At 69.7% G+C, this 15967-nt stretch carries 14 protein-coding genes; 8 read left to right on the forward strand and 6 right to left on the reverse strand.

Annotation, left to right across the window (positions count from 1 at the left end; genetic code table 11):
- Position 1: 1 nt before the first annotated feature.
- Positions 2–778 (forward strand): enoyl-CoA hydratase, encoded by a 777-nt coding sequence (locus BN976_RS22375; RefSeq protein WP_011779110.1) that lies wholly within the window; start codon positions 2–4, stop codon positions 776–778.
- An 18-nt stretch (positions 779–796) separates the two neighbouring features.
- Here the strand turns inward: BN976_RS22375 and BN976_RS22380 are convergent, their stop codons facing one another.
- Positions 797–1399, reverse strand: a complete 603-nt coding sequence (locus tag BN976_RS22380) for a TetR/AcrR family transcriptional regulator C-terminal ligand-binding domain-containing protein (RefSeq protein ID WP_011779109.1) — start codon at positions 1397–1399, stop codon at positions 797–799.
- Positions 1400–1464: 65 nt separating this feature from the next.
- On the opposite strand from BN976_RS22380, the gene BN976_RS22385 reads away from it, so the two are divergent.
- A complete protein-coding gene (locus tag BN976_RS22385; protein WP_011779108.1) occupies positions 1465–2601 on the forward strand; it encodes a phosphotransferase family protein in 1137 nt (378 codons plus the stop codon).
- Complete coding sequence (locus tag BN976_RS22390) at positions 2601–3716, forward strand: Rv3169 family protein (protein ID WP_036374027.1); 1116 nt, start codon at positions 2601–2603, stop codon at positions 3714–3716. The genes BN976_RS22385 and BN976_RS22390 overlap by 1 nt, the downstream gene beginning before the upstream one ends.
- A 3-nt stretch (positions 3717–3719) precedes the next feature.
- Here the strand turns inward: BN976_RS22390 and BN976_RS22395 are convergent, their stop codons facing one another.
- Positions 3720–5249, reverse strand: coding sequence for a flavin-containing monooxygenase (locus tag BN976_RS22395; protein WP_036374030.1), 1530 nt, complete (start codon positions 5247–5249; stop codon positions 3720–3722).
- A gap of 158 nt (positions 5250–5407) precedes the next feature.
- Between BN976_RS22395 and BN976_RS22400 the strand changes: the two genes are divergently transcribed.
- On the forward strand, positions 5408–6751 hold the full coding sequence (locus BN976_RS22400; protein ID WP_084182356.1) for a flavin monoamine oxidase family protein: 1344 nt from the start codon (positions 5408–5410) through the stop codon (positions 6749–6751).
- Here the strand turns inward: BN976_RS22400 and BN976_RS22405 are convergent, their stop codons facing one another.
- Positions 6752–7729, reverse strand: coding sequence for an alpha/beta fold hydrolase (locus BN976_RS22405; RefSeq protein ID WP_011779104.1), 978 nt, complete (start codon positions 7727–7729; stop codon positions 6752–6754).
- A gap of 119 nt (positions 7730–7848) precedes the next feature.
- Here BN976_RS22405 and BN976_RS22410 point away from each other — a divergent pair, with 119 nt between their 5' ends.
- On the forward strand, positions 7849–8823 hold the full coding sequence (locus tag BN976_RS22410) for an NADPH:quinone oxidoreductase family protein (protein WP_036374035.1): 975 nt from the start codon (positions 7849–7851) through the stop codon (positions 8821–8823).
- 49 nt (positions 8824–8872) lie between these two features.
- The gene (locus tag BN976_RS22415; protein ID WP_036374037.1) at positions 8873–11668 is read left to right on the forward strand and encodes a helix-turn-helix transcriptional regulator; all 2796 of its coding nucleotides are present in this window, start codon (positions 8873–8875) and stop codon (positions 11666–11668) included.
- A 39-nt stretch (positions 11669–11707) separates the two neighbouring features.
- On the opposite strand, the gene BN976_RS22420 is transcribed toward BN976_RS22415, so the two are convergent.
- Positions 11708–12586: an alpha/beta fold hydrolase gene (locus BN976_RS22420; protein WP_036374310.1), complete on the reverse strand. Its 879-nt coding sequence runs from the start codon at positions 12584–12586 to the stop codon at positions 11708–11710.
- Positions 12587–12673: 87 nt separating this feature from the next.
- Here BN976_RS22420 and BN976_RS22425 point away from each other — a divergent pair, with 87 nt between their 5' ends.
- On the forward strand, positions 12674–13474 hold the full coding sequence (locus BN976_RS22425; protein ID WP_036374040.1) for an SDR family NAD(P)-dependent oxidoreductase: 801 nt from the start codon (positions 12674–12676) through the stop codon (positions 13472–13474).
- A 9-nt stretch (positions 13475–13483) separates the two neighbouring features.
- Here the strand turns inward: BN976_RS22425 and BN976_RS22430 are convergent, their stop codons facing one another.
- Both BN976_RS22430 and BN976_RS22435 read right to left on the reverse strand, forming a co-directional pair.
- Positions 13484–13837 (reverse strand): hypothetical protein, encoded by a 354-nt coding sequence (locus BN976_RS22430; protein WP_036374048.1) that lies wholly within the window; start codon positions 13835–13837, stop codon positions 13484–13486.
- Positions 13838–13947: 110 nt separating this feature from the next.
- Positions 13948–14487: a cysteine hydrolase family protein gene (locus tag BN976_RS22435; RefSeq protein WP_036374051.1), complete on the reverse strand. Its 540-nt coding sequence runs from the start codon at positions 14485–14487 to the stop codon at positions 13948–13950.
- A 125-nt stretch (positions 14488–14612) separates the two neighbouring features.
- Here BN976_RS22435 and gabT point away from each other — a divergent pair, with 125 nt between their 5' ends.
- Positions 14613–15965, forward strand: a complete 1353-nt coding sequence (gene gabT / locus BN976_RS22440) for a 4-aminobutyrate--2-oxoglutarate transaminase (RefSeq protein ID WP_036374054.1) — start codon at positions 14613–14615, stop codon at positions 15963–15965.
- Positions 15966–15967: the final 2 nt, after the last annotated feature.

Genomic DNA, 15967 nt, shown 5'->3' on the forward strand with positions numbered 1-15967 from the left:
CATGACTGCAGAACTGGTGCTGACCGCCGACCACGACGGCGTGCGGGTGATCACGCTGAACCGCCCGGCCGCCAGGAACGCGCTCAGCCGCGACCTGATCCGCGCGTCGTACGCAGCGTTGACCGCCGCCGACGCCGACGAATCCGTGCGGGCGGTCGTCCTCACCGGCGCCGATCCCGCGTTCTGCGCCGGGGTGGACCTGAAAGAGGCCGCCCGCGACGGCCTTTCGTACTTCGCGGAGTTCCGGTCGCAGAGCTGCATCGCCGCGGTGGCCCGGATGCGCACCCCGGTGGTCGGGGCCATCAACGGCGCCACGTTCACCGGCGGCCTGGAGATGGCGCTGGGCTGCGATTTCCTGATCGCCTCGGAGCGCGCGGTGTTCGCCGACACCCACGCGCGGGTCGGGATCCTGCCCGGCGGCGGGATGACGGCATACCTACCGCAGGTCGTCGGCGCGGCGATGGCCCGGCGCCTGTCGATGACAGGCGAGGTCGTCGACGCCGCACGCGCCGAGCGGATCGGGTTGGTCACCGAGGTGGTGGTCCACGATCGTCTGCTGGACCGGGCGGTGGAGTTGGCCACGCAGATCGCCGAGGTGCCGCGGCCGACGATGCGCAGCCTCAAGGAGATCTACACGACGGGTGCTGCGGCGGTGACGGATCCGGCGCTGGCCGCCGAGGAGGAGATCGCGTTCGCCCAGCACCGCGACCTGGACGGGCTCGGTGACCGGTTCAGCGCGGTGGCGCAGCGCAACAAGGAACAGATCCGCCCCAGCTGAGCGAGCAGGCTTGCAGGGTCAGGCCATCACACCGTGCAGCAGGATGTCGGTCGTCCTGTCCACCCAGGCGGGGGCGGTGAGATCGTCGGGCGCCTGCAGCAGCGCCAGCAGCGTCGCCCCGCCGATGAGGTTCACCAGCTGGTCCGGGTCGACGCCGGCGCGCACCTCGCCGCGTTCGACGGCGTCGTGCAGCCGGTTGCGCACCGCGGCGAACAGATCGGTGAAGCGGGCACCGACCCGGCCGGCGAGGTCGGCGTCGGCGGACAGGTCGGCGATCAGGCCGGGAAGGGCGGACCGCACCACGGGGCTGGTGAACACGTCGCGCGCCGCTTCGATCATCGCGCGCAGGTCGGCGGCGATGTCGCCGGGCGGCGTCTGGATGGCGGTCGGCGTGACGGGGAAGGCGGCCTCGTGGACGAGCTCGGCCTTGCTCGACCACCTCCGGTAGAGCGCCGTCTTGGTGGTGCCGGCCCGCTCCGCGACGGCGGCCATCGTGACGTTCGAATAACCGATTTCGACAAGTAGATCCGCGGTGGCGCGCAGTATGGCAGCGTCAATGCGCGGATCCCGCGGACGTCCTGCGCCCGGGGTCTTGTCACCCGGCGACGGGTCTGTATTCATATCGCTACCCACGGTATCGTATTAGAGCCGTGCCACGACCGCGCCGTGGCGGGAAGGACCCCTCTGTGACCAGCGAACCAGCCGTCGACAACGTGGACCGGCTCCAACGTTCCAGTCGTGACATGTCGAACGTCCCGGCAGCCCTGTCGCAGTGGCTGTCCACATTGATTCCGGACATTACGCCCGAGATCACCGTGGAAAGCGGCATCGACGCCAACGGGATGTCCTCCGAGACGATTCTGTTGCGCGGGCGGTGGCTGCAGGCCGGTGACCCGGTCGAGCAGCGATGGGTGGCCAGGGTCGCGCCCGCCGAGGCGGACATCCCCGTGTTCGAACACTACCGCCTCGATCACCAGCACGAGGTCATGAGACTGGTCGCCGAGTTGACCGACGTCGCGGTGCCGCCGGTGCGCTGGCTGGAACGCCGAGGCGACGTGCTGGGCCGGCCGTTCTTCCTGATGGACCGCGTCGAGGGCATCGTGCCACCCGACGTGATGCCCTACACCTTCGGCGACAACTGGCTTTTCGACGCCACCGCCGAACAACAGCGGCAACTGCAGGACCGCACCGTGGAGGTGCTGGCCAAACTGCACTCGATTCCCAACGCGCAACAGGTCTTCGGCTTCCTCCAGGACGTGGACCCGCCCGGGCCGACGGCGCTGCACCGCCATTTCGGTTGGCTGAAGAACTGGTATGAGTTCAGCGTTCCCGACATCGGCCGTTCACCGCTGGTCGAACGGGCCTTGGCATGGCTGGAGGACCGCTTTCCCGAGGACGTCGCCGCCGCCGAACCTGTTCTGGTGTGGGGTGATTCACGCATCGGCAACGTTATTTACCAGGACTTCTCCCCCGTCGCCGTCCTCGACTGGGAGATGGCCACGGTCGGGCCGCGCGAGTTCGATGTCGCGTGGATCAGCTTTGCGCACATGGTCTTCCAGGAACTCACCAAGCTCGCCGGGCTGCCGGGAATGCCGGACTTCCTCCGCGAGGACGACGTCCGCGAGACCTACCGCGAACTCACCGGCGTCGAGATCGGCGACCTGCACTGGTTCCATGTGTACTCGGCGGTCGTCTGGTGCTGCGTGTTCATGCGCACCGGCGCCCGGCGCGTGCACTTCGGTGAGATCGAGAGGCCCGCGGACATAGAAACCCTGTTCTACCACGCGTCACTGCTCAAGCGACTGATCGGAGAAACCGACTGATGCTCGGACCGATGGACGAATACCCGGTGCACCAGGTGCCCCAGCCCATTGCCTGGCCCGGGTCCTCGGATCGCAATTTCTACGACCGGGCCTACTACAACGCCCACGACCGCACCGGCGACATCTTCGTCATCACCGGCATCGGCTACTACCCGAACCTCGGCGTGAAGGACGCGTTCCTGCTGGCAAGGCGCGGCGACACCCAGACGGCGGTGCACCTGTCCGACGCCATCGACCAGGATCGACTCAACCAGCACGTCGGCAACTACCGCGTCGAGGTGATCGAGCCGCTGCGTAAGCTGCGCATCGTTCTCGACGAAACCGAAGGCATCGCAGCCGATCTCACCTGGGAGGGGCTGTTCGACGTGGTCCAGGAGCAGCCGCACATCATGCGGCGGGGCAACCGGGTGACGCTCGACGCACAGCGCTTCGCCCAGGTCGGCACGTGGAGCGGCCTGCTGTCGATCGACGGCGAGGACATCGCCGTCGACCCGGCCCGCTGGATCGGCACCCGCGACCGGTCCTGGGGCATCCGCCCCGTCGGCGAGGCCGAGCCGGCGGGCCGACCCGACGACCCGCCGTTCGAGGGCATGTGGTGGCTGTACGTGCCGATGGCGTTCGACGACTTCGGCATCGTGATCATCATCCAGGAGGATCCGCAGGGCTTCCGCTCACTGAACGACTGCACGCGCATCTGGAAAGACGGCCGTGTCGAACAGCTCGGGTGGCCGCGGGTCAAGATCCACTACCGCTCCGGGACCCGGATCCCCACCGGCGCCACCATCGAGGCCACCGCGTTCGATGGCAGCCCACTCCGCTTCGCGGTGGAATCCAAACTGCCGGTGCCGATTCACGTCGGCGGCGGCTACGGCGGCGACTCCGACTGGCTGCACGGGGTGTGGAAGGGCGAGGGCTTCACCGAGCGCCTCACCTACGACATGACCGATCCCGCCATCGTCGGGCGCGCCGGATTCGGCGTCATCGACCACGTCGGCCGCGCGGTGTGCCGCGACGCCGACGGGACCGAGCGTGAGGGCTGGGGCCTGTTCGAGCACGGCGCACTCGGCCGTCACGACCCGTCGGGCTTCGCCGACTGGCTTACCGTCGCCCCCTGAGGATCACCCGACGACCTTGCCTTCCAGTAGATCCTCACCCGGGATGTCGCTGCTGGAAGGCGATTTCGATGCCGCACGCCCGAAGACCATCGACTCCTCGATCCGGTCGACCCGGTGGTCGATGGCGTCAAGCACGTAGTTGTGCCGCACGTTCCAGGGCCGGTGCGTACCCGATTTCGGCAGCACGTGCACCGCGCGGTGCACGTATCCGGCGTTGATGTTCCACGCGGGCTTCTCCGGCATCGATGTTCCCCCCAGGTGCGGGTAGGCGTGGGTGTAGCCGTGGGAGTCCATGTACGCCAACAACTTCGCCACCGCACGGGCGGTGAGGTCGGCACGCAGCGTCCAGGACGCGTTGATGTAGCCCACACACCACGCCATGTTCGGCACGTCCTCGAGCAGATGCTCCTTGTAGACGAACCGGTCCGCCGGTTTGACCTCGTCGCCGTCCACGCTGATCACGACGCCGCCCAGCGCCTGCAGCTGGATGCCGGTGGCGGTGACGATCACGTCCGCGTCGATCCGCTTGCCCGACTGCAGCACTATGCCGTTGGCATCGATGTGGTCGACCCGGTCGGTCACCACCTCGGCGCGCCCCTTGGCGATGGCGTCGTAGAAGTCACCGGACAGGATCAGGCAAAGACGCTGGTCCCACGGGTCGTAGCTGGGGTTGAAGTGCGTGTCGACGGGATAACCCTCGGGCAGATAGTGCTTGGCCACCGCGCGGATGATCTTGCGGCTGAATCGCGGAGCCTTACGGGCGATCCCGTAGACCGACACGATGAAAAGCACGTTGTACAACCACGCGAGCCGGTAGCCGAGCTTACGCGGCGGCACCCTGCGCAGCAGGTTCACCACCGGGTTGATCCGCTGCCCGGACAGCAGATACGTCGGTGAGCGCTGCAGCATCGTCACGTGCCCGGCCTGTTTGGTCAACGACGGGATGAGGCTGATCGCGGTGGCCCCACTGCCGATCACCACAACGTTCTTGCCGGCGTAGTCGAGGTCCTCGGGCCAGTGCTGCGGGTGGACCACCGTGCCGGAGAAGCTGTCCAGGCCCGGGAAATCCGGACGGTACGGGTGGTCGTAGTCGTAATAGCCGGTGGCGAAGAACAGGAACCGGGTGCGGTAGGTGTGCGGCACCCCGTCGTGCTCGGTCTGCACCGTCCAGGTGTCGGTCCCCGAATCCCAGTCCGCCGAGATCACCCGGGTGTCGAACCGGATGTGGCGGTCGATGCCGTGCTTGTGCGCGGTCTCGGTCAGGTAGCTGCGGATGTCCTCACCGTCGGCGACGTTCTCGGGCCTGGTCCACGGTTCCCACGGAAACGACAGCGTGAAGATGTCGCTGTCGGAGCGGATCCCGGGGTAACGGTGCAGGTCCCAGGTACCTCCGATGCGGGAGCGTCGCTCCAGCAGCGTGTACGTCAGCTGGGGATTCCGCTCCTGGATGCGGTATGCGGCCCCGATTCCCGAAATTCCCGCTCCGATGATCAGAACGTCGGAGAACTCCGTCTCCGAATGGCGCTGGTCCACCAGCAACCTCCTTTGGTCCGCTCACGTACCACCCTAGGACTCAGCCCCCCGGCGCGTCGACGATCTGGGCCGACGAATCCCGCGAATTCGGCGCGTTTGACGACACTAGGGGTGCGTTTGCGCGCCGGATCCGCCGTGATGCGACGAGGATGGGGGCCATGGCCGATGTCGTGGTGGTGGGGGCGGGATTCGCGGGTTTGTCGGCGGCACGGGAACTGACCCGTCTCGGTCACGAGGTCGTCGTCGTCGAGGGGCGCGACCGCGTCGGCGGGCGCTCCTACACCGGAACCATCGCGGGCGTACCCGTCGACCTCGGGGCGACCTTCGTGGGCCCGACGCAGGACGCGGTGCTCAAGCTGGCCGACGAACTGGGTTGCGAGCGGGAGCCGACATTCGGCCGCGGCAAGAACCTGATCCGCTGGCGCGGTTCGGTGCGGTCCTACCGCAGCACCGTCCCGCGGCTGTCGATCATCGAGTTGCTCGACGTGTCCAGGATTCAGTGGCGCTTCGAGCGGGTCTGCCGGAAGGTTTCCGTCGACCAGCCGTGGCGTTCCCCGGTCGCGGCCGAGCTCGACGCGGTCTCGCTGGACGGGTGGCTGCGCTTGGTGCATGCGGGCGCGTCCACCCGCGACCTGATGGCCATCGTGGCCCGGGTGACGTGGGGCGCCGAACCCGACGCGGTGTCCATGCTGCACGCCGTGCGCTACGTCAAGGCGGCCGGCGGCCTGAGCAGGATGCTCGACGTGAAGGGCGGCGCCCAGCAGGACCGGTTCCTGGCCGGAACCCAGCAGATCGCGCTGCGGATGGCCGAACAGCTGGGCGACCGCGTGGTGCTCGGCGCGCCGGTGCGGCGCATCGCGCGCCACCCCGATCACTCGCTGACCGTCGGCACCGACCGCGCCGAGTACACCGCCGCGGCGGTCGTCGTCGCGATACCGCCCGCGCACCGCGGGGCCGTCGAGTTCGACCCGCCACTGCCCGCGGACTACGGCGAGCTGAACCGGCACTGGCCGCAGGGCCATCTGAGCAAGGCATACGCGGCATACGAGACCCCGTTCTGGCGCACCAACGGCTGCTCGGGTGAAGCGCTGTCGGACGAGGGACCCGTCTTCATCACGTTCGACTGCAGCCCCGGCGACGGCGGCCCCGGCGTGCTGCTCGGCTTCACCGATGCCCGCACGTTCGATCCACTGCCGCCCGAGCAGCGACGCGAGGTCGCGCTGGCCGGGTTCACCGCGTTGTTCGGCGAAGCCGCGTCACGTCCGCTCGACTACCTCGACCACTGTTGGGGTGCAGAGACTTTCGCGCCGGGCGGGCCGACTGCGGCGGTGCCGCCGGGGGCGTGGACCGCCCATGGCCGCTGGCTGCGCGCCCCGGTCGACGGCATCTTCTGGGCCGGCACGGAGACGGCGGACACGTGGACGGGGTTCCTCGACGGCGCGGTGCGTTCGGGGTTGCGCGCCGCCACCGACGTGCATCAGGAGCTGACCCGCCGATCCTGACTACCCCGTCGCGCCGGTCGCGTCGCCCTGCCCGGTCACCGACCGGACCAACCACCGCAGATGGTCGTTGACGTCGTCGGGTCGCTCCAGGATCGCGCAGTGCCCGCCGGGCACCTCGACGAATCTCGCCAGGTTCGGCGCGGTGGCCGCGATCCGGCGGGCCGACGCCATCGGCAGCAGACGGTCCTTGGTGCTGCCGATCACCAGCGTCGGCACCGTGAGGTTCTTCAGTGCGATGTGCCGCGGGCCGAGGTGGTCGACCAGGACACGGGCCCATCCGCCGCGCCCGGCCGGCGAGGTCGAGTTGAACAGTTCGAACACGAAGTCGGCGATGGCGGGGTCGGCGTCGCGGCCGACGGCGATCGAGGAGACGAACCGGCGGTTGGGGCGGTCGACGGCGCGGACCAGCGGCACCCCGCCGAACCTGCGCAGCACCTCGCCGGCGGCGCGCACCCTGACGTCGGCCAGCGCGGGCGGGACCGGCAGCAGGTTGACGTTGCGCAGCAGGTCACCGGTGGTGGTGTTGATCAGCGCGACGGCGTCGGCGCGCTGCTCGACGCGGTGCGGCAGCCGCTCCGACCACGACGAGATCGCGATGCCGCCCATGGAATGCCCGGCGATCACGGCACGCTCCCCGGGCGCCAGGGTGGCCTCGAGCACCGCGTCGAGGTCGCCGGCCAGGTAATCGAGGCTGTAACCGCCCCGGCGGGGCGGGATCGCGCTGCGGCCGTGGCCGCGGTGATCGAACGCGATCACCCGGTGGTCGCGTGCCAGCTCGGCGATCTGATAGGCCCACACCCGCAGGGAGCAGGTGATCCCGTGCGCAAGCACGATCGGGTAGCCGTCCTCGGGTCCGAACACCTCGGCGTGCAGCCGGACGCCGTCTTTGGACCGCACATCGACGATGCGTCCCGGCGGCAGTGCCTGGGCGGGGGCGAATCCCCGGCTCCGAGATCGGGTGCTGGTCCCTGGTGCCATGCGCTGCTCCTGTGGTCTCGGCGACGGTGCCGGGTACGTGACTGTACTCCGGAGACCGCCGGTTCCCGCCGAACCGGGTGTGGGTTAAATGGTCTGCCGAGACCACCAGGAGGCCGGGAATGCGTGCGATACAGATAGCCGAACTCGAGGGGCCGCAGGCCGCCGCGCTCGTGGAGATCGACGAGCCCACGGGCGACGACGGCACGGTGCTGGTGGATGTGTACGCCGCCGGCGTGGCGTTTCCGGACGCGCTGCAGTCCCGCGGGCTCTACCAGTACAAGCCTGCGATGCCCTACACCCCCGGCGCCGAGGTCGCCGGCGTGGTGCGCAGCGCGCCCGCGGGCGCACACGTGCAGCCGGGCGACCGGGTGGCCGGCCTGACGATGCTGTGCGGTGCGATGGCCGAAGTGGTTGCGCTGCAACCTGAACGGGTCTTCAAGCTGCCGGACTCGGTGTCGTTCGAGGCCGGGGCCGGAATCCTGTTCAACGACCTGACGGTGCACTTCGCGTTGCGCACCCGCGGCCGGCTGCAGCAGGGCGAGACGGTGCTCGTGCACGGCGCGGCCGGAGGTATCGGGACCTCGGCGTTGCGGCTCGCGCCGGCGTTCGGGGCCTCCCGCACCATCGCCGTGGTCAGCAGCCAGGAGAAGGCGGAGGTGGCCCGCGCCGCGGGCGCCTCCGAGGTCGTGCTCGTCGACGGGTTCAAGGACGCGGTCAAGGAGCTCACCGGCGGACGCGGGGTGGACATCGTGGTCGACCCGGTCGGTGGCGACCGCTTCACCGACTCGCTGCGCTCGCTGGCGCCCGGCGGCCGGTTGCTGGTGGTCGGCTTCACCGGTGGGGAGATCCCCACGGTCAAGGTGAACCGGCTGTTGCTCAACAACGTCGACGCCGTCGGAGTCGGCTGGGGTGCCTGGACGATGACGCACCCCGGCTTCCTGCAGGAGCAGTGGGCCGAACTGGAACCGTTGCTGGCCTCGGGGGCGGTGGCCGCACCCGAGCCGGTGGTCTATCCGCTGGAACGGGCCGCGGAGGCGATCGCGTCGCTGGAGAACCGCTCGGCAAGGGGCAAGGTCGTCGTCGCGGTCAGATAGCACGTCGGGTCGATGCGTCGCGGTTCGATGGCCGAATGCCGCCGAATTGATGCGCTCGGCTTTGCCCGCTGGGATGATGAGCCCTGTGTCCGGCGCTAGCGAGCGATCAATCGACGATCCGCACGTTGCTGGCTTCCTCGCCACCGCGAGATCGCAACCGGCCGGGCTGGTGATCGAAGGCGAGGCCGGGATCGGCAAGACCACCCTCTGGCTGACCGTGCGGCAGCGGGCGGGCGACCTCGGTTTCCGGGTGCTCACGGCGCGGGCGGGGCAGGCCGAATCTGTGATGGCGTTCGCGGCCCTGGCCGACCTGCTCGACGACGTCGGGGACGAGGTCTTCGCGGCGCTGCCCGGTCTGCAGCGGCTCGCGCTGGACCGGGTGCTGCTGCGAGCCGGCGGGGACGGCCCGCCGACGGATCAGCGGGTGGTGGCCGCCGCGTTCGTCTCGGTGCTGCAGGCGTTGGCCGGGGAATCCCCGGTGCTCATCGCCATCGACGACGCGCAGTGGCTCGACAGCTCCAGCCGCGCCGCGATCGAGTTCGCGGTGCGCCGGCTGCGGGGCCCGTTCGGTGTGCTGGTGACCGAGCGGTGCGCACCCGGGGAGGGCGCGACCGCGGGCTGGTTGAAGCTGGACAGGCCGGACGCGCTCGAACGCGTCTACGTCCGCCCGATGACCACCGGGCAGCTGCACTCGCTGATCTCCGAACGCCTCGGCCGCACACTGGCCCGCCCGTCGATTCTTCGGATCGCCGAGATCTCCGGGGGCAACCCGTTTTTCGCGCTCGAGCTGGCCCTTGCGCTCAGCGACGGGCAGGGCGCGGGTGAACCGCCGCTGCCTGCCACGCTCGCCGATGTGGTGCGGCACCGGATCGGACGGCTCGACGAACAGACCAGGTCTGTGTTGCTCAGCATCGCCTGCGTGGCCGATGCGACCGTGGAGCTGTTGGCCCGCGCCCACGACGTGACCACCGAGGAGGTGACCGAGCGCCTCGAGCGCGTGGAGTCGACCGGCATCATCACGGTCGAGGGCAACCGGGTGCGGTTCACCCATCCCCTGCTCGCCAGCGGCGTGTACACCGATGCCGGGCCGACGGCGCGGCGCGCGATGCACCGCACGATGGGGGCGCTGGAGTCCCAGCCGGAACTGAAGGCCCGGCATCTGGCGCTGGCATCGGCCAGCGGTGACGACGAGATCTTCACCGCCCTCGATCAGGCCGCCGACTCCGCGCGGGCCCGTGGCGCGCCTGCGGCGGCCGCCGAGCTGATGGACCTGGCCATCGGGCTCGGTGCCGACGACCCGTTGCGCCGGATGAAATCCGCCGAGAACCACTTCCTCGCCGGCGACACCGCCAAAGCCGCCGCCGCACTCGGCCGCATCGACACGATCGAACCGCCGGTCCTGCGCGCGCTGGCGGCCAGCCTGCTCGCCACCGTGCGCATGTACGAGAACGAGCACACCGAGGCGGTCGAACTGCTGCGCGGCGCACTGGACGACGGTGCGGGCAACGTACCGATCCTGGTTCAGGTACTGCTGCGACTGTCGTTCGCGCTCAACAGCATCGGCGACCTCGACGACGCGGCCCGGTATGTCCGCGACGCGGTCAAGCTGGCGGAGGAACTCGGTGTACCCGGGATCATCAGCGCCGCGCTGGCGTGGTCGGTCCACGTGAACATCCAGTGCGGCCGCGGGCTCGACGAGGAATCGCTGCGGCGCGCCATGGAGCTCTACGACAGCACCCTCGATGTGCCGATCATCTTCCGGGCGCCGTTCGTGCATGCGCTGGTGATGTCATGGACCGGCCGGCTCGAACAGGCGCACCGGGAACTGACGGCGATGCGGGCGGTCTGCGTAGAGCGCGGCGCCGAGAGCGACATGATGGCCATCGCCGGGTTCCTGGCGATCAATCATCTGTGGCGGGGTCAGATCGCCGAAGCCGAGGCGGAGGCCTCCGAAGCCGTGGAGCGCGCCGAACAACTCGGCGGAGACGACGTGTTGATCATCCCGATGACGGTGCGGGGGACGCTGGCCGCCTACGCCGGCCGGGTGGAGGACGCCCGAGCGGATGCGCGGTGGGTGCTCGACGCGGTCAAGAACCGTCAGACCTCCCACATCGCCGACTGGCCGGGGATGACGCTGTGCTTTCTGGAGGAGTCACTCAGGAATCACCGGGAGGCGCTGCAGGCGCTGGACGCGAAGTTCCTCGACCCCAAACAGATGCGGTCCACGGAGCTGATGTACGCCTGGCACCTGCCCGATGTCATCGAGGCGATGGTCGGCGTCGGACGGCTCGACGAGGCCGAATCGCTCACCGGCGCGCTCGAACAGAACGGGATCGAACACGACCGGCACTGGATGAAGGCGGTGGGGATGCGTTGCCGTGCCATGCTTCTGGCCGCCCGTGGTGACGTCATCGCCGCCGAGCAGACCGCGCACCGCGCGATGGCCGAGCATGACCGTCTCCCGATGCCGTTCGAACGGGCCAGGACGCAACTGCTGTTGGGACAGCTGCAGCGGCGGCTACGCCAGAAGAACACGGCCGCAACGAATCTGAACGAGGCGCTGCGGACATTCGAAGAGATGGGCACCCCGCTGTGGGTGCGGCGGGCCCGTGCCGAGTTGGCGCGCGCCGTCGTCGCCCCTGCCGAAGGCCTGAGCCAGTTGACGCCGTCCGAGCAGCGGGTCGCCGAGATGGCGGCCTCGGGCGCAACCAACAAGGACATCGCGTCGGCGATGTTCATCAGCGCCAAGACCGTCGAGCACAATCTCACCAAGATCTACCGCAAGCTGGGCATCAGCTCGCGCGCCGAGTTGGGCAGGCGGATGGACCGCGCGGGCGAACCCTAGGCGGTCCCGGTTCGGGTCCCGGTGCGGGTCAGTGGGTCGTCACGGTCGGGCGATCTCGGAGCGGGCCAGGAAGTCCAGCACCGCGTCGGCGAACAGGTCGTTACGGTCCCCGGCCACCATGTGGCCGGCACCCTCGACGTCGACGAACGCGATCTGTGGGAAGCGTGCCACGAATGCGTCGGCGCGCTCCCGGCTGACCAGGTCGCTGACCTGACCGCGCACCAGCAGCACGGGCACTCCGTCGGCAAGGATCGCCTCGACCGCCGAATGCAGCCGCTCGGTGTCGGTGACCTCGATCGGCGGGTTGGCCGCAGATCCGTCGATGAACTGCGGATCCCAGTGCCAGTACCAGCGTTCTCCCCTGCGCCGCAGATTGTTTCGCAGGCCGTCGAGGTCAGCGGGCCGGGGTCGGTGCGGGTTGAACTCGGCGATCATGTCGGCGACCTCATCGAGCGAACCGAATCCGTCGACCATCCTGTCGGCCATGAACGCGTGGATGCGCTCGGCCCCCGACGGGTCCATGTCGGGCACGATGTCGACGAGCACCACCGCCGCGGCGATACCGCGGGCCAGCTCGCCCGCGAGCAGCATCGAGGTGATGCCGCCGAGCGAGGCGCCGACCAACACGGGCCGCGGCGGCAGCCGGTCGAGGATCTCGCGCACGTCGGCGGCGAAACTGGACACCCGGTAGTCACCGTCGGGCGACCAGTCCGATTCGCCGTGGCCGCGCATGTCGACGGTGACGGCCTGCCAGCCGCGGTGCGCCACGGCCGCGGCCGCCCTGCCCCAGGACCGGCGGGTCTGCCCGCCGCCGTGCAGAAACACCACCGCCCGGGCGCGCGGGTCGCCCAACCGGTCGGCGACGATGCGCACGCCGCCGTGCCCGTCGGTGAGGAACTGCTCCGGCGCAGACGTCATCTCCGGATGGTATGTGCTCACCCGCACCGCGGGCGCGCCCTGAGCGATCGGGAACCGGTCGGCCTTGCGGTGGGCCATACTGTGCCGATGCACAATCGCCTGCTCGGCAAGGGTGTTCTGGTAACCGGCGCGGCGTCCGGCATCGGGGAGGCCACGGTGCGGCGACTGCTCGACGAGGGCGCCTCGGTGGTGGGCTGCGACCTCGCACCCGGGCCGCCGTCCGACCTTCCCGGCGACATCGGCTACGTCAGCGGCGACGTGCGGGACACCGCGACGGCCGAGCGCGCGGTGGCCGCGGTGATCGAGAGAACCGGCCGGCTCGACGGCGTGGTCCACTCGGCGGGTGTCGGCGGAGGCGGCCCCATCCACCTGCTGCCCGATGCGGAGTGGGACCGGGTCCTCGACGTCAACCTCAAGGGCACCTTCGTGGTGCTGCGCGCCGCGCTCGCACAGATGATCACCCAGGACCGGGTCGACGGTGAGCGCGGCGCGATCGTGACACTGTCGAGCATCGAGGGCCTGGAGGGCACCGCGGGCGGCAGCGCCTACAACGCCTCCAAGGGCGGGGTGGTGCTGCTGACCAAGAACGCGGCGATCGACTACGGGCCCAGCGGGATTCGCGTCAACGCGATCTGCCCGGGGTTCATCGAGACCCCGTTGTTCGAGTCGGTGATCGGCATCCCGGGGATGGAAGGTCCGCGCGACGGACTGCGCCACGAGCACAAGCTGCGGCGCTTCGGCCGGCCGGAGGAGGTCGCCGCGGTCGCGGCCTTCCTCGTCTCCTCAGACGCCGCCTTCGTCAGCGGGCAGGCCATCGCGGTGGACGGCGGCTACACGGCCGGGCGCGACCACCACGTCACCGAGTTGATGGGCCTCGGCGGGCCGTAGCCTCCGGCGTCACCACAACACGGCGATGGCCGCGGCCGCGAAGGCCAGCGCGCCGACCGCGAAGAACAGCGGGCGCGGCACCGGGTCGCCGGTGCGCCGCTGACGCGCGCTGCCCATGCCGAGCAGGCCGCCGAGGATCAGCAGGATCACCAGTTTGATCCCGATCTTCGGGTAGTTCAGTTCGATTCCCGCGGGCCACGGCGCCGCCAACGCCAGGCCGGTAAGCAGCGATACCAGCAGGCCGTAGTCCATCACCCGGGTGGTGCGGAAACGACCGGCGGCCGCTTCGGCCACCCAGGCGCCGAAGGTGACGGCGAAGCCGACGATGTGCAGCAGAACAACTACGTCGCGTAGTACCTCCATGCCGTGAGGCTACCGCAGCCATGGCCCGTCGACCCCGGAACAACGCGTCGCATGCACGGCGTGCCGGCAGGCACCCGGCAGCAGTTCGTTGCGCACCCGGGTTCACACCGTCAGGGCAGGCATTCGGTGGACTTGGACAGCTCGGCCTTCATGTTGCGCCGCATCATCTCCAGCGCCGCCTCACCGAGCTGCGAGTCGATGTGCGCCACCGCATCCGGAGGCACCACCACGTCGTAGTGCCGGACGTATCCGTCGAGCGCGGTGTAGAGGATGCACTGCTCGGTGACCTGTCCGGTCAGCACGATCCTCCGGACGCCCAACCGGCTGAGGAGGTAGTCCAGCGGTGTCGCGTAGAACGCGCTGTGGCGCACCTTGGTGAGGAACCGGCTTTCGGATGCGGGCACCAGCGGACGCACCAGTTCCGGACGCGCGCCCTCGAGTGCGGCCCGCACGACATCGGAGTGGGTGGCCGTGAAGTCGCCGTAGTTGTCGTTGACGTAGACCAGGTCGACGTCGTCCCGCTCGGCGGCCCGCGCCACCAGCTCGGCGATCGGATCGACGACCTCGACCACGTTGTCGGCCAACTGTTCGGCGTCGGGGTGTGTGTAGGTGTTGAACATGTCGATCACGAGCAGCGCGGTTTCACTCATGGCCTATTGATATCCACGCGGCGGCGAATTAATCGGGGCCCGCATCGCCGATCGGTATAACGGCACGCGCACAGTTGTCCATCACGGACACGTACGCGACGGGTCGGCCTTCCTACGCTTGGCTCATGACAACTTCGCTGGTCGGTGGCCCCGCGCTCCCGCAGGCCCGCCGGATGGTGACCGACATCCCCGGGCCCCGGTCCGCCGAGCTCGCAGCGCGCCGCAGCGCCGCCCTGCCGGCCGGGTTGGCCAGCGCTGCGGGCGTCTACGTCGCCACCGCAGGTGGCGGTGTGGCCGTCGACGTGGACGGCAACTCCTTCATCGACCTCGGCAGCGGGATCGCGGTCACCACGGTCGGCAACTCCGCGCCCGCGGTCGTCGAGCGCGCCACGGCGCAGCTCGCCCGTTACACCCACACGTGTTTCCTGGCCACCCCGTACGAGCCGTACATCGAGGTGGCCGAGACGTTGAACCGGTTGACGCCCGGCAGCCACGACAAACGCACCGCGTTGTTCAACACCGGCAGCGAGGCGGTGGAGAACGCCGTCAAGTACGCCCGTGCGGCCACCGGCCGGTCCGCGGTCGTGGTGTTCGACCACGCCTTCCACGGACGCTCGCTGCTCACCATGACGATGACCGCCAAGAACCAGCCGTACAAACACGGCTTCGGGCCGTTCGCCCCCGAGGTGTACCGGGCGCCGATGGCCTACCCGTACCGGTGGCCGTCCGGGCCGCAGCACTGCGCCGAGGAGGCGTTCGCCCACTTCGCGCAGCTGGTCGACGCCCAGCTCGGAGCCGACGCGGTGGCCTGTGTGGTGGTCGAGCCGATCCAGGGCGAGGGCGGCTTCATCGTCCCCGCCGACGGGTTCCTGCGCGCGGTCGCCGAGTTCTGCCGCGAGCGCGGCATCCTGCTGGTGGCCGACGAGGTGCAGACCGGGATCGCCCGCACCGGCGCGTGGTTCGCCTGTGAGCACGACGGGATCGTGCCCGACCTGATCACCACGGCGAAGGGACTGGCCGGCGGTCTGCCACTTGCCGCCGTCACCGGACGCGCCGACGTGATGGACGCCGCGCACCCGGGCGGGATCGGCGGCACCTACAGCGGCAATCCCGTCGCGTGCGCAGCCGCGCTGGGGGTGTTCGAGGAGATCGAGAGCGGGCGGCTCGTCGAGCGTGCCCGGACCATCGGCGAAGCGATGGTCACCGCGCTTGAGGACATCGCGGCCGGCACGGACGTGATCGGCGAGATCCGCGGCCGCGGTGCGATGATCGCCGCCGAGCTCGTGGTGCCCGGCACCCGCGAGCCCAACCGCGACGCCGTCGCCGCCATCTCGCGCCACTGTCACCTCAACGGCGTATTGACCTTGACCGCAGGTACATTCGGCAACGTGATGCGATTCCTGCCGCCGCTGTCGATCTCCGACGAGCTGCTCACCGAAGCCTTCGACGTTGTCCGCGACGGATTCGCGTCGCTGTAACC

This window comes from Mycolicibacterium austroafricanum, from assembly GCF_000612725.1.
Lineage (GTDB): Bacteria > Actinomycetota > Actinomycetes > Mycobacteriales > Mycobacteriaceae > Mycobacterium > Mycobacterium austroafricanum.